The organism is Flavobacteriales bacterium (assembly GCA_020635855.1).
In the GTDB taxonomy this organism is placed as follows: Bacteria; Bacteroidota; Bacteroidia; order JACJYZ01; family JACJYZ01; genus JACJYZ01.
In genome coordinates this window covers 92930-105951 of the sequence record JACJYZ010000004.1, presented here as the reverse complement: position 1 = coordinate 105951, position 13022 = coordinate 92930, and the positions used below count along the sequence as shown (strand labels likewise).

12 protein-coding genes are annotated in these 13022 nt (G+C 50.6%); 6 read left to right on the top strand and 6 right to left on the bottom strand.

Annotated features, from left to right (window positions below; all coding sequences use genetic code 11):
* Window positions 1-319: 319 nt before the first annotated feature.
* The 4 genes from H6585_12510 (at window position 320) to fumC (ending at window position 3689) form a co-directional block, all read left to right on the top strand.
* Window positions 320-781: a RecX family transcriptional regulator gene (locus tag H6585_12510; GenBank protein ID MCB9449153.1), complete on the top strand. Its 462-nt coding sequence runs from the start codon at window positions 320-322 to the stop codon at window positions 779-781.
* A 44-nt stretch (window positions 782-825) separates the two neighbouring features.
* Window positions 826-1915, top strand: a protein-coding gene (gene prfB, locus H6585_12505; protein ID MCB9449152.1) for a peptide chain release factor 2 whose coding sequence is annotated in 2 segments (ribosomal slippage) — window positions 826-888 and window positions 890-1915 — 1089 coding nt in all. Because the reading frame shifts where the segments join, the coding sequence is not laid out codon by codon here.
* 21 nt (window positions 1916-1936) lie between these two features.
* Complete coding sequence (gene arsC, locus H6585_12500) at window positions 1937-2275, top strand: arsenate reductase (glutaredoxin) (GenBank protein ID MCB9449151.1); 339 nt, start codon at window positions 1937-1939, stop codon at window positions 2273-2275.
* 22 nt (window positions 2276-2297) lie between these two features.
* Complete coding sequence (gene fumC, locus H6585_12495) at window positions 2298-3689, top strand: class II fumarate hydratase (GenBank protein ID MCB9449150.1); 1392 nt, start codon at window positions 2298-2300, stop codon at window positions 3687-3689.
* 36 nt (window positions 3690-3725) lie between these two features.
* On the opposite strand, the gene H6585_12490 is transcribed toward fumC, so the two are convergent.
* The 5 genes from H6585_12490 to H6585_12470 form a co-directional block, all read right to left on the bottom strand.
* On the bottom strand, window positions 3726-4817 hold the full coding sequence (locus tag H6585_12490; GenBank protein MCB9449149.1) for an NTP transferase domain-containing protein: 1092 nt from the start codon (window positions 4815-4817) through the stop codon (window positions 3726-3728).
* Window positions 4817-6061, bottom strand: coding sequence for a pyridoxal phosphate-dependent aminotransferase (locus H6585_12485; GenBank protein MCB9449148.1), 1245 nt, complete (start codon window positions 6059-6061; stop codon window positions 4817-4819). Before H6585_12485 ends, H6585_12490 begins: the two co-directional genes overlap by 1 nt.
* A gap of 118 nt (window positions 6062-6179) precedes the next feature.
* Window positions 6180-6797, bottom strand: a complete 618-nt coding sequence (locus H6585_12480; GenBank protein MCB9449147.1) for a sprT domain-containing protein — start codon at window positions 6795-6797, stop codon at window positions 6180-6182.
* 17 nt (window positions 6798-6814) lie between these two features.
* Complete coding sequence (gene feoB / locus H6585_12475; GenBank protein MCB9449146.1) at window positions 6815-8833, bottom strand: ferrous iron transport protein B; 2019 nt, start codon at window positions 8831-8833, stop codon at window positions 6815-6817.
* A complete protein-coding gene (locus tag H6585_12470; GenBank protein ID MCB9449145.1) occupies window positions 8830-9087 on the bottom strand; it encodes a ferrous iron transport protein A in 258 nt (85 codons plus the stop codon). Before H6585_12470 ends, feoB begins: the two co-directional genes overlap by 4 nt.
* A gap of 408 nt (window positions 9088-9495) precedes the next feature.
* Here H6585_12470 and H6585_12465 point away from each other — a divergent pair, with 408 nt between their 5' ends.
* Window positions 9496-10236 (top strand): ABC transporter permease, encoded by a 741-nt coding sequence (locus tag H6585_12465; GenBank protein ID MCB9449144.1) that lies wholly within the window; start codon window positions 9496-9498, stop codon window positions 10234-10236.
* A complete protein-coding gene (locus tag H6585_12460; GenBank protein MCB9449143.1) occupies window positions 10233-10982 on the top strand; it encodes an ATP-binding cassette domain-containing protein in 750 nt (249 codons plus the stop codon). Before H6585_12465 ends, H6585_12460 begins: the two co-directional genes overlap by 4 nt.
* An 83-nt stretch (window positions 10983-11065) precedes the next feature.
* On the opposite strand, the gene H6585_12455 is transcribed toward H6585_12460, so the two are convergent.
* A complete protein-coding gene (locus tag H6585_12455; protein MCB9449142.1) occupies window positions 11066-12970 on the bottom strand; it encodes a T9SS type A sorting domain-containing protein in 1905 nt (634 codons plus the stop codon).
* Between the last annotated feature and the right edge of the window lie 52 nt (window positions 12971-13022).

Here is a 13022-nt window from a genome sequence, read left to right as displayed (position 1 = left end):
AAAATTCAAACAACATAGGTAATACACTACTTTTCGATAAACTGTCAACCAAGAACCACTAAAATAAGAAATTGTTCAATTGGTTCTACCAAAGGGTTTGCGGGGGGCTGGTGTAAAATATGTCTTGAGAAAATGTTATTTTTTTGTTTGAGAAACATTGTGTTTTGATAATCAAATTGTTAGGTGATTCTGGAAAATATGGGATTGATGGAGGGAAAATTTTGAGCGATTCATGTCGGATACAACCGGCAAAAACGGGATTCGGAGGTAAATCATGTACAATTACCACTTCAATGACATGTACCTTACATTTGCGTTCATGTCAATCACCCCTGAAATACTGGAGAAAGCAAAAGCATACTGTGCATACCAGGAAAGGTGTCAGCAGGAAGTGCGTGACAAGCTTTACACCTTGGGTCTGCATTCGCAACAGGTGGAGCTTGTGATCGCTCAATTGATCTCAGACGGTTTTGTCAACGAAGAAAGGTTTGCCAGAACCTTTGCCAGGGGTAAGTTCAGGATGAAGGCATGGGGTCGAATACGCATCATCCGTGAATTGAAAGGCCGGAAAATCTCAGAATACTGTATCCGGAAAGCCATGACCGAGATTGATGAGGATGACTACCTCCATACCATGAAAACACTGATCGATAAGAAGAAAAGGATACTTGGCGGAAAAGACGCAATCGCACCCATAATGCGGCAAAAGATCGGTGCATACGTTATAGGTAAGGGGTTTGAACCTGCATTGGTCTGGGCGGAACTTAACCGGTCACGTTGATACTTCAGGCATTTCTTTGCCACATTCTTTTATCTTTGCACCCTATGATTTCAAACGACCAAAAGAACGACCTGAAGAGGCGCCTGGATGCGTTAAGGAGGCATCTTTGACATCGAAGGCAGACTGAAAATACTGGCGGAAAAAGAGGCCATTACCCAACAACCCAATTTCTGGGATGATCCCAAGAAGGCAGAAGCAACCATGAAGGAAGTGAATGCCGTACGGGAGTGGACCGTGGCATACGGGGAAGTAGCAACTGCGTTTGATGACCTGAATGTATTGCTTGAATTCCATGAAGCAGGCGAAAGTACCGAACAGGAAGTCAACCACCAATATGATCAAACCCTGAAGCTTGTTGAAGAACTTGAGTTCCGCAACATGCTTTCCAAGGAAGAAGATCAGCTTGGGGCCATTCTTCAGATCAATGCCGGTGCCGGTGGAACCGAAAGTCAGGACTGGGCGTCCATGCTCATGCGGATGTACATCATGTGGGGAGAAAAACATGGTTACAAAGTCAAAGAAGTAAACCTGTTGCAAGGTGACGTGGCGGGTATCAAGACCTGTTCCCTGGAATTCGACGGACCTCTCGCATATGGCTACCTCAAAGGTGAAAACGGGGTGCATCGCCTTGTGCGTTTGTCGCCTTTCGATGCAGCCAACAAGCGTCACACATCGTTCGCTTCCGTGTATGCATATCCCCTGGTGGATGATAACATTGAAATTGAAATCAGGGATGCCGATATCACGTGGGATACCTTCAGATCCGGTGGTGCCGGCGGGCAGAACGTGAACAAGGTGGAAACCGCTGTTAGGTTGAAACACGCCCCCAGCGGTCTGATCATCGAATGTCAGGAAGAACGATCCCAGCTGAGAAACAAGGAGAAGGCATTGAAAATGCTGAAATCCCAATTGTATGAACTGGAGATACGCAAGCGCCAGGAAAAACTCGCCGAAGAGGAAGGTAAAAAGAAGAAGATCGAATGGGGGTCTCAGATCCGCAACTATGTGATGCATCCGTACAAGTTGGTGAAAGACCTGAGAACCGGGGTGGAAACCTCAGATGTGCAAGGTGTAATGGATGGAAGCCTCGACGAATTCACCAAGGCATACCTGATGGAATTCGGCCGGGATTAGTACAACCGGACATTTCTGACCATGAAGATATACCACAATCCAAGGTGCAGGAAGAGCAGGGAAGCCCTGGCACTTATTGAAGATGCCGGAAAACCGGTGCAAATCGTGGAGTACCTGAAAACTCCTCCGTCAGAGAAGGAATTGAAAGAATTGTTGACCAAATTGCAAATGCCTGCCGAATCGCTGGTAAGAAAGGGCGAGGATCTCTACAAGGATTCCTACAAAGGGAAAACCCTGACCGAATCCCAGTGGATCAAAGTCCTGGCAAATCATCCGATACTGATTGAACGTCCCATTGTGGTGGAAGGTAAACGCGCCGTGATCGGAAGGCCACCGGAAAATGTGAAGCAACTATTCTGATACCATATAAATCCAACGCATTATGACATTCCGTACAGAGAAAGACACCATGGGTGAAGTTCAGGTACCAGCCGACAAATATTGGGGTGCCCAAACCCAGCGGTCCAGAGAAAACTTCCGCATCGGTGGTCAGACCATGCCCATCGAGGTGATACACGCCTTTGCCTATTTGAAAAAGGCCGCTGCTATCACCAATCACGCACTGGGTGTGTTGACCGCAGAGAAGCGCGACCTTATTGGCAAGGTTTGCGATGAGATCCTGGAGGGTAAGCTGGACGATCAGTTTCCGCTGGTGGTATGGCAAACCGGTTCCGGCACTCAGTCTAACATGAACGTCAACGAAGTGGTGTCCAACCGTGCCCACGTGCTTCAGGGGCATCAGCTGGGTGAAGGCGATCGTTTCATCCACCCGAATGATGATGTGAACAAATCCCAGTCGTCCAATGACACGTTCCCAACAGCTATGCACATTGCTGCATACAGGATGGTGGTGGAGAATACCATCCCCGGCCTGGAGGAACTTCGGGATGCATTGAAGGAAAAAGCCGTTGCATTCAGCGATATCGTGAAGATCGGTCGAACCCACTTGATGGATGCCACCCCGCTGACCCTCGGCCAGGAGTTCTCAGGATATGTTTCTCAGATAGACCACGGCATTCGTGCCCTGAAAAACGCACTTCCCCATTTGGCCGAACTGGCACTGGGAGGTACAGCCGTTGGTACCGGCATTAACACACCAAAAGGTTATGCCGTTAAGGTAGCAGATGAAATAGCCAGGCTTACCGGCCTTCCCTTTGTGACTGCGGAGAACAAGTTTGAGGCACTGGCGTCGCATGATGCCATCGTGGAAGGTTCGGGCGCATTGAAAACGGTTGCGGTAAGCCTGATGAAAATTGCCAATGACATCCGTTTGCTGGGCTCAGGACCGAGATGTGGTATCGGTGAGATCATTCTCCCCGCCAACGAACCGGGGTCTTCCATCATGCCGGGCAAGGTGAATCCCACCCAATGCGAGGCCATGACCATGGTATGTGCCCAGGTAATAGGCAATGATGCTGCGGTGACGGCAGGAGGTATGCAAGGCCATTTTGAGCTTAACGTGTTCAAACCTGTCATGATCTATAACTTCCTGATGGCTGCAAGGCTGATCGGTGATGCCTGCCGCTCATTCAATGCCAACTGTGTATCAGGCATCGAAGCCAATGAGCCGCGAATCAGGGAAAACCTGGAAAACTCGTTGATGCTGGTGACCGCGTTAAACACCCATATCGGTTATGAAAATGCAGCGAAAATTGCCAAAAAAGCATACCAGGAAAACACGACCCTGAGAAAGGCAGCACTTGACCTGGGTTTGTTAAAGGATGAGGAATTCACCGAATGGGTGAATCCTTCCAAGATGATCGGGTCGCTGTAAAGCGGGAGAAAGAATGAACAGGAAGGGCGGGGAGATCTAAACGAATTCCTCGCCCTTGCTTATTTTCACTTCGTTTACAAACTCTTTGATCTGTTGTTCTTCAGATTTCCGGCAAACCAGCAGTACATTGTCCGATTCCACCACGATAAAGTCGTCCAGCCCCTGCAATACGGCAAGCTTGCCTGACGGCATGTGCACCACACAATTCTTGCTGTCGTAAAGGATCACATTTTTCCCAGCTACGGCATTGGCGTTGTCATCCTGAGGCATATGCTCGTAAAGAGACCCCCAGGTACCGAGATCAGACCAGCCGAAGTCAGCCGGAACCACATATACATTATCTGCCTTTTCCATCACACCGTAGTCGATTGAGATGTTTTTGCAAACCGTATAGGCACGGGTAATGAACCCTGCTTCCTCGGGCGAATTCAATTTGTCCATATCATCTTCGAACACACTGGATATTTCCGGAAGGTGATGGTTCAGGGCATCGGTGATGCTGTTCACGCTCCACACGAATATCCCGGAGTTCCACAGGAACTCGCCGCTCTCCATGAAATAGCGGGCCATGTCCAGGTTGGGTTTTTCGGTGAAGGTCTTCACCTTTTTCACCGGGTCATGTCCTTTCAGATGCTCCTGGGTGAATTGGATATAGCCGTATCCGGTATCCGGACGGCTTGGTTTGATACCCAGGGTAACCAGGATCGGCGCGCTTTGTACAGCGGCCAGGGCCTCCCGGATGATGCGTGTAAATTCTTCTCCTTTCAGCACCAGGTGATCGGAAGGTGCCACGATCATCTGTGCTTCCGGATCTTTCGCTTTGATCTTGTACGCTGCATAAGCGATACAGGGTGCCGTATTGCGCCTGGAAGGTTCCCCGAGAATGTTGTCTTTGGGAATGGATGGTAACTGTGCCGCCACCATGTCTCTGTAACTTTGGTGAGTAACCACCATGATGTTCTCCGGGGGGCAGATTTTTAGAAAGCGATTGAAAGTTTGTTGCAGCAGCGACTCGCCCGTTCCGAGGATATCAAGGAATTGTTTCGGACGATTGGATCTGCTCATTGGCCAGAAGCGGCTTCCGACACCGCCAGCCATGATCACACAATAGGTATGGTTCTGGGACATTATTTCAGTTGACTAAGTGCATTCCGTAAGCTGGCGATGGCATCCTGCACGTCCTGCAGGGTACATGTACCCACGGACAGGCGATACCAGGTAGAATCCTGGGATGAGCCGAAACAGTTGAAGGGGACAAGGCCCAGCTTCGCTTTATTCAGAAGGTATTGGGTGGTCTGGCTGGTTTCCGATACCACCGTACCATCCGGCAGTTGTTTGCCTGTAAGATCAACCTGAATGGTCAGATAGATCGCTGCCTGCGGTGCAATCGCATCCACCGGGAAACCGTCTTTTTTAAGATCCATGAAACCTGTGTAAAATCCTTCCAGGCGAGCCATGATCTCGGATTTGAACGTATTCAGGTATCGATCGATCGCGTCGTCATTCATCAGGTAACGTGCGGCCGCGATCTGTTCGGCTTTGGGTGACCAGGCACCCACGTGCGAAAGGATCGATTTCATATCCTGGATGATCTTCTCAGGACCGAATGCCCATCCGATCCTGACACCCGTTGCTGCAAAAGATTTCGACATGCCGTCGATGAAAATGCAGTAGGGGCGGAGCGAAGGTTGTACGGAAACAGGGTCGAAGTGCTGCGTTTCCCCATGTGTGAGGGTCCAGTAGATCTGGTCGTACATCAGGTAGAGGGGCTTTCGGCCTTCATTCTGTCTCCGGTCGTTCTCCTCGGCTACCAGTTTGCAGATGTCTTGCAGCGCCTGCCTGGTGAACACCGTACCGGTAGGGTTCAACGGCGAACACAAGGAAAGCAGCGTGGCCTCACCCAGGTGCTCCGCAAGGTCTTCTGCCGTGGGCATGAAATTGTTCTCAGGGCGGGTTTCCACCGAAATGGCCCTGGCACCCAGCATTTGTGTGTAGTGGTTGTTGTTCCATGAGGGAGCCGGATATACCACCGTGTCGCCTTCATCCACAACCGCACGATACAGGGAATAGATCAACGGTCGTGCCCCGCCCGATACCAGGATTTCCTGCTCGTTGTAGGATGCCCCCATGCGGCGCGACAGGAAATGACTGATGGCCTTGCGAAGCGCAGGCATGCCGTTCGGAACCGGGTAGTTGGTTTCGTCTTCCTCGAAAGCCCTGATGATTTCCTGCTTGAATTCTGCGGGAATAGGGAATACCTTCGGGTTGAAGTCGCCGATGGTCAGGTTGTATATCTTTTCTCCCTTGCTGATCTTCTCGTTGATCTCCTGGGCCAGCTTGATGATCTCGGAACCGATCAGGTTTTCGGCCATGTGTGAGACTTTCAGCTGGATGGATGGTGTTTCTGCTTGCATGATTCTATCGAATTTAATAGGCAAGCAAAGGTAATAAAATTGACGGGTTTAAAGGCTCACCTGCCTTTTAGGGCGGTCAGAGGGGCTCCACCCTGATCAGGGCAGGCACGTAATACAACCGTTCGTTGTCAACCCTGAAACAGTTGAAACGACTGCGAAGCCGCGATCCTTTGCGGAATACCATGCCGTTCTCCATGCGGAAGATTGCATTTTCAGGCACTTCCTCCAGCATCACTCCTTTGATCTCGTCATAATCGGAAAGCACCTTCATCAAGCAAGGATCGGATGATGTGGTTGCCTTGGGATTGGTCATATGACGCACCAGTTGCCTGGCCAGTTCCTCAGGAAAGCATCCGGCGGCGAGGAAGGGATTCATCATTTGCTGAAAGACACGTTTCCATTCACGCCCGTGGGGTTGTTTATACCGGCCGTATCTTTCCTGCACTTCCATATGGGCCAGTTCATGAATGGTGGTGATCAGGAACGCGAACTGGTTCTGGCTTTTGTTCAATGAAATATGGTGGATTCCGTCACGCTGGGGCGCTTTGTAGTCGCCGAATTTAGATTGTCTGTGGTTCCAAAGGGTGATGGAGAGCGGATATCGTTGTAACAATGGCCATAACAACAACCAGGCATTTTCCGGGATGTGATGTCGCAATTGCTCGTAAGGGATTCGGGACCTTTGGGCGGCCATATTTAAGTAAGGGTAATCTACTGAAACAAGTGAAACGTTAGCAGGCTTGCAAAATACGCAAGAATCCCCATAAAAATAAACTGTAACAGCGGCCACTTGAAATTTTTTGTTTCCCTGTAGACTACGGCCAGGGTGCTCATGCATTGAAGTGAGAAGGCATAAAATGCCATAAGTGACAGTCCCACAGCAAGGTCATACCTGGGTTTGCCGGTTTGAGGGTTGATTTCTGCCCGCATGCGTTCCCTCAAAGACACCGCTTCATCGTCTTGCTGGTCTACACTGTACAGGGTGGCCATGGTGCCTACGAATACTTCGCGGGCGGCAAACGACGTCACCAGGGAGATGCCGATCTTCCAGTCAAACCCAAGCGGCCGGATTGCGGGTTCAATGGATTTGCCGATTTGCCCGGCCCAGGATGCCTCCAGTTTCAGGCCCCCATCCGGGTCTTTATCCCAAGGCATGTGCCCCGGTCCACTGGAAGAGAGAATCCACAGAACAAGTGACACACCCAGGATCACCCTACCGGCATCCCATGAAAAGATGCGTACTTTTTCCCACATGGTCAGCCACACGTTTTTCCATCTGGGTGGCCGGTATTCCGGAAGTTCGGTGATGGAATCGCCCCGGGTACCGGCAGGTATGAGGAATTTAAGGATCAGCGCAACCAGAAGGGCAGATGCGAACCCCAGCACATACATACCCATGAATACAAGTCCCTGCATGTTGAACGGGCCCAGGTGGCGGTTGGAAGGGATCACCAGGGAGATCAGCAATGTATATACCGGAAGTCGTGCCGAACAGGTGGTGAAAGGAATCACGAGGATGGTAATGATGCGTTCTTTCCAGCTACCGATGGTGCGGGTTGACAGGATGGCCGGAATGGCACACGCCATGCCACCGATCAGCGGGATAACAGACCGCCCGCCAAGGCCCAACGACCGCATCAGGCGGTCCATGATGAAACTGACCCTCGCCATGTAACCTGAGTCTTCCAGGATGGTAATGAAAGCAAACAACAGGGCGATCTGTGGGATGAAGATCAGGATGCCGCTGAGGCCAGGCAGCAACCCGTCCAGCAACAGGCTGGTAACGAAATTGGGAGGGAGGATCCCGCGCAGGGTATCGATGAGGAGGGTGAACCCGCTTTCAATCCAACCCATGGGCAAGGAGGCCCAGCTGAAGATGCTTTGAAAGATCAGGAGCAACAAGCCGAGGAAAATCACATATCCGAAGACACGGTGCGTCAGGATCCGGTCCAGTTTTTCGGTAAGGGAAGGTTGGCGTGCATCGTGTTGCCGTTGCACCTTTTCGATGATGCGGTCGATGGCTTCGTAGCGATCCAGGCTTTGACGGGTGCGGAATTCAAGCAGTTCCTGCTGGCTTAAGGTAGAAGTTGCTACAGCGCTACCCTTACCGGAGGAAAAGGCTTGCTGGGATGTATTCAGCATGAACCTGAAGTCAGACTGGTTCTGCTGCAGGAATGGCCGTAAAGGGGCACGATCGGTCCATGCAATCACTTCTTTGAGTCGTTTCAGTCCTTGCCCGGTTCGGGCATTGATGGCCACCACCGGTATACCAAGGCCGGCACTCAGTACTTCCGCATCCACGTTTACCCCCTTGCGGATGGCAACATCCTGCATGTTCAGGGCCAGTACGGTGGGAATACCCAGGTCGATCACCTGTGAGCATACCAGCAAACTGCGTCGAAGCTGGGAGGCATCGGCAATCACCAGGGCAAGGTCTGGGTAATCAGGATGAAGGTCATCCAGCATGACTTGCGTGGCAACCGCTTCATCCGGTGAATTGGCAAACAGGCTGAAGGTACCCGGCAGGTCGGTCAACTCAATGGTGACGTGCTGGTTCCCGTTTCCATCTATCGTAAAGCGACCCGATTTGCGGTCAACCGTTACCCCTGGAAAATTTCCCACCCGTTGGTTCAGGCCGGTAAGGGCGTTGAACAAACTGGTTTTGCCCACATTGGGATTGCCAATGAGGGTTACTTTTCGAATAACGTCAGATCGGGCATGTGCTGTCACTGAGCGTCAGCCGTCTTTTGCGATGGGGTGCGGAGAAGAATGGTGGAGGCTTCTGATTTGCGCATGCTCAGGCAGGCACCCGATACGGTTACCATGACCGGGTCACCCAGCGGTGCGGATTTGCCCATCCGGATGACCGTGCCGGGCAAACAACCCAACTCGTTGAGCCTTACCGAGAGCAGGCTGTCTGTAAAAGCTTCGATGATTCCTGATTCACCGGGCAACAGTTGGGACAAAGTTTTCACGCGCTTCATATGCTACCATACAAAGGTCGCCTTCCGGGATTTTTTCTCAATACCTAAAAGGGGGTATTTAATACGAAAGTGGCATGGAGATTAGGCAGGAGCCTACATTGAAACCAGCTTGCGCGCGTCTTTTGCGGGATGTTTTTGGCTGGATTTGCTCCACGTCGGACATGTGTCACAGTGGTTTCTTCCGCGGAAGATCCGGCATCCGGGTGCCAGCAGAACAATTGCCAGCAACAAAATCAACATACGTGCATGAACCTGTTTCATGGTGTGGGCTTATGCAATCAAAACTACAAAAATCCGCAGCAATTGTCCAATTCAACGGATCCGACCACAAAAGTGTATTCGGTCATACACCCGGAAGGGTTCGGAATTATTGCTAATTTTAGCACCCGTTAAGGATCGTTATTGCCGATGAAGGTATTCTACCACCTTGGAAATTACTGTATGTTTATGGGCCAGGTGTTCAAGCGCCCAGAAAAAATCCGGATCTACCGACAGCAGATCGGCAGGGAAATAGATTCTTTGGGTCTGGGTTCACTCGGCATCGTGGTGCTGATTTCCCTGTTCATGGGTGCCGTCATCACGATCCAGACTGCATCAGGAATTGACAGTGCCTGGATTCCCCGTTATGCCATTGGTTTTGCAACCCGGGAGTCTGTGATCCTGGAACTCTCCCCCACCATCATAGCACTCATACTTGCCGGTAAGGTGGGTTCAAACGTGGCCTCTGAAATTGGTACCATGAGGGTGAGCGAGCAGATTGATGCACTGGAAATAATGGGTGTGAATTCAGCGGGATACCTGGTGATGCCGAAGGTGGTGGCTGCCGTACTGATCAACCCCATTCTGGTGGCCATCAGCATGAGTTTTGCCATAGCAGGCGGATACCTGGCTGGTTCCATGTCGAATGTGGTAACAGGAGATGATTTCATATATGGCATACAGTACGACTTTGATCCGTTCAATGTCACCTATGCATTCATTAAAACCGTTGTGTTTGCCTTTCTCATCACATCCATATCCGCCTATCATGGTTATCATACGCGTGGAGGCGCCCTCGAAGTGGGGCAGTCCAGCACGCGGGCTGTTGTATATAGCAGTGTTGCCATTCTCATCAGTAACTACGTGATCACCCAATTGCTGTTGATATGATCGAGGCGCGTAACATCACCAAATCCTTCGGTGAGAAACAAGTGTTGAAGGGTGTATCGGTTTCATTTGCGCCGGGCATGACCAACCTGATCATCGGTGCAAGCGGGTCGGGAAAGACCGTAATGATGAAATGTCTCGTAGGGTTGCTGGAAGTGGACGGCGGAGAGATATACTATGACGATCGCAATTTCACGAACATGAAGCTGGAAGAGCGGAAAGTTCTCCGGCGGGAAATTGGTATGCTTTTCCAGGGAGGTGCGTTGTTCGATTCGCTGAATGTGGAAGAGAATATCAAGTTTCCGTTGACCATGTTCTCTGGCATGACCGAAAAGGAAATGCTGGACCGTGTGAACTTCTGTCTTCAGCGTGTGCGTCTTGAAAACGTGAACAAGCTGTATCCGTCTGAGATCAGCGGTGGCATGCAGAAACGCGTGGCCATCGCCAGGGCCATCGCCATGAAGCCCAAATACCTGTTTTGCGATGAACCCAATTCAGGTCTGGACCCGCAAACATCCATTGTTATTGATAACCTCATCAAGGAGATCACGCAGGAATACAACATCACCACCATCATCAACACGCACGACATGAATTCGGTGATGGAGATTGGCGATAAGATCGTTTTCATTCACCAGGGCAACAAATGGTGGGAAGGCGACAATGAATCCATTCTTGAGACTGACAACCCGGAGATCAACCACTTTGTTTACGCTTCCAAGTTTCTGAAGCGATTGAAGGAAAAGTAGTTCTCCCTTTATCTTATTTCTAGAGCATAAAAAAAGCCCCGCATTCCTGCAGGGCTTTTTCTTGTTATTTGAGAAGGCTGTGCTTACTGCACAATCACCTTGTGTACGCTTTCGGCGTTGTTGTTGATCAACTTCACGAAGTACAGGCCTTTCTGTGCTGAGGAAAGATCAACCGTTTCGCTCATGTATGAAGCGCCGGTGCGAACTTCCTTGCTGTAAATCACCTGACCGATCACGTTGGTTACCTGGATGGTGGTGGTTTTGCCTTTCAGGTTCTCTGCAACGAGGTTGAAGGTACCCTGGTTCGGATTCGGGAACACACGCAGGTTGTGAGCGTTTTCAATTTCATTCACACCTACGCAGAAGTTACCGCTGCCATCGTTGGCATTCAAACGGATCATCGGTTGAGAGCTGATCCAACCCCATGTGCCCGCACAGTTGGTGAGCGAAGTCGCATCAGGTTGGTTGGCAACCAGGTCAGTACCGATGTTGATGTCGTAACCATTGTTGTAACCGAATACGGCAACGGAAGCGAGGAATGTACTGTCGGCTTCCACGGTAACCGGTGAAGTGAATGGCATGGTGATCCATTTGCCCAGGTCAGCGGTTGTCAGATCACGAAGATCAGAAGAAGCATACGGGCTGGAACCGATGTTGCCATTGATGTCCAAACGGTACAGGTTCAGGATAACGGAGATACCGCTTGAATCTGTGCTGGACATGTTGTAGAAAGAAATGGAAGTGGCGGTTGCATCAGCAGAGAACTCGTACATGGTAGCAATTTCATTGCCATCAGCGGTACAGTCCGCCCATGCATCCGGGCCACCTGTGGTACCTGCAACACCGTAGTCACGTCCGAATACGGTATCAGTAACCGTAAAGGGAACGCTGATTGTGTTGTTGGCAGGATCCTGATCTGTTTCAGTCTGGTCAATTGTAAATTCAAATGTGTAGTCACCGATGTCACTGCATGAAGTGTCAGCCATGAACGGAGTGGTGATGGCGAAGGTATCCAGCTGCATGGAAGAAAGGGTCTTGGCAGCGGAAGTCTGGTCGTACACAGCATTGCTGCTGGCATCTTTCACTTTTACGTTCAGGGTAACGTTGTTCAGGGTAGAAGAACCGTTGTTGAACACGGCGCTGCGGAAAGTAACGGGTGTGTTAGGACCCTGTTTGCGGGGCAGCATGGTGTAGAAACCTCCGTCGATGTAGTTGAAGTCGGCCAGTTCTTCGATCAGCACGGCATCCTCAGTGTTACCTTCAACAACTGCGATGTCGTCCACCTGCCAGTAGTAGTGGCTACCGGCGGTCATGTGCCAGCGGATCCAAACTTTTGATTGTCCGCCTGCAACGTCGGAAATGTTAACCGTTTGCAAGGTGGGGTTCTTGGAAGCTGCGTTGGCACCGGTACCCTGGATGAAAGGGTATTTGCCCTTCACATTGTATTCTTTCCAGGTGATGCTGTCGTTGGACACATATACGCTCAGCTTGGTAGTGCCGCTGTTGCAGCAGTAACGGAAAGACTGCTGGAATTTCAGGAATACCGAAGGGTAAGCGGTGTAATCCATGGCCGGGGTCTGGAAGAACGCGTCCATGTCAACAACAGGCTGGGTCAATAGAGTACATGCTACGTCTGAGTTGTACTTGTCACCGAACAACAGCATATGACCATTGGTAGCGGTGCTGGCAGCAAAGGTAGTGCTGGTGTAGGTACAAGAGATCGTGGGGTTGGTGGTCCATACCCAATCGTAACCGTTAGAGGTATTGTCTACAACGGTCCATCCTGCGGGGATGCTGTCTTTGAAGTCCTCAGACCAGATGGTATCTCCAACGGCCGCAATGCCGGGATCCTGAACATTGGCCGGGCTGGCGACCAAGTCGTTTTGGGCAGCGGGCTTCATGTCTTTCTGAACCATGTTGCCTTGCTGAGCAAAAGCAACGGAGCTCATGAAGAATGCAGCACCTGCTAAAAAGTAGATCTTCTTCATAATTACGTATTTAGGTTAGGGTTAAGGATTAAAATGTTTTTGAAGTATGGTT

What these genes read in the sequence shown, in the direction of transcription:
- fumC (MCB9449150.1), top strand. Translation starts at nt 2,298, where the DNA reads ATGACATTCCGTACAGAGAAAGACACCATGGGTGAAGTTCAGGTACCA.
- H6585_12485 (MCB9449148.1), bottom strand. Translation starts at nt 6,061, where the DNA reads ATGGCCGAAAACCTGATCGGTTCCGAGATCATCAAGCTGGCCCAGGAG.
- H6585_12490 (MCB9449149.1), bottom strand. Translation starts at nt 4,817, where the DNA reads ATGTCCCAGAACCATACCTATTGTGTGATCATGGCTGGCGGTGTCGGA.
- H6585_12460 (MCB9449143.1), top strand. Translation starts at nt 10,233, where the DNA reads ATGATCGAGGCGCGTAACATCACCAAATCCTTCGGTGAGAAACAAGTG.
- H6585_12470 (MCB9449145.1), bottom strand. Translation starts at nt 9,087, where the DNA reads ATGAAGCGCGTGAAAACTTTGTCCCAACTGTTGCCCGGTGAATCAGGA.
- H6585_12465 (MCB9449144.1), top strand. Translation starts at nt 9,496, where the DNA reads ATGAAGGTATTCTACCACCTTGGAAATTACTGTATGTTTATGGGCCAG.
- H6585_12455 (MCB9449142.1), bottom strand. Translation starts at nt 12,970, where the DNA reads ATGAAGAAGATCTACTTTTTAGCAGGTGCTGCATTCTTCATGAGCTCC.
- H6585_12510 (MCB9449153.1), top strand. Translation starts at nt 320, where the DNA reads ATGTCAATCACCCCTGAAATACTGGAGAAAGCAAAAGCATACTGTGCA.
- arsC (MCB9449151.1), top strand. Translation starts at nt 1,937, where the DNA reads ATGAAGATATACCACAATCCAAGGTGCAGGAAGAGCAGGGAAGCCCTG.
- H6585_12480 (MCB9449147.1), bottom strand. Translation starts at nt 6,797, where the DNA reads ATGGCCGCCCAAAGGTCCCGAATCCCTTACGAGCAATTGCGACATCAC.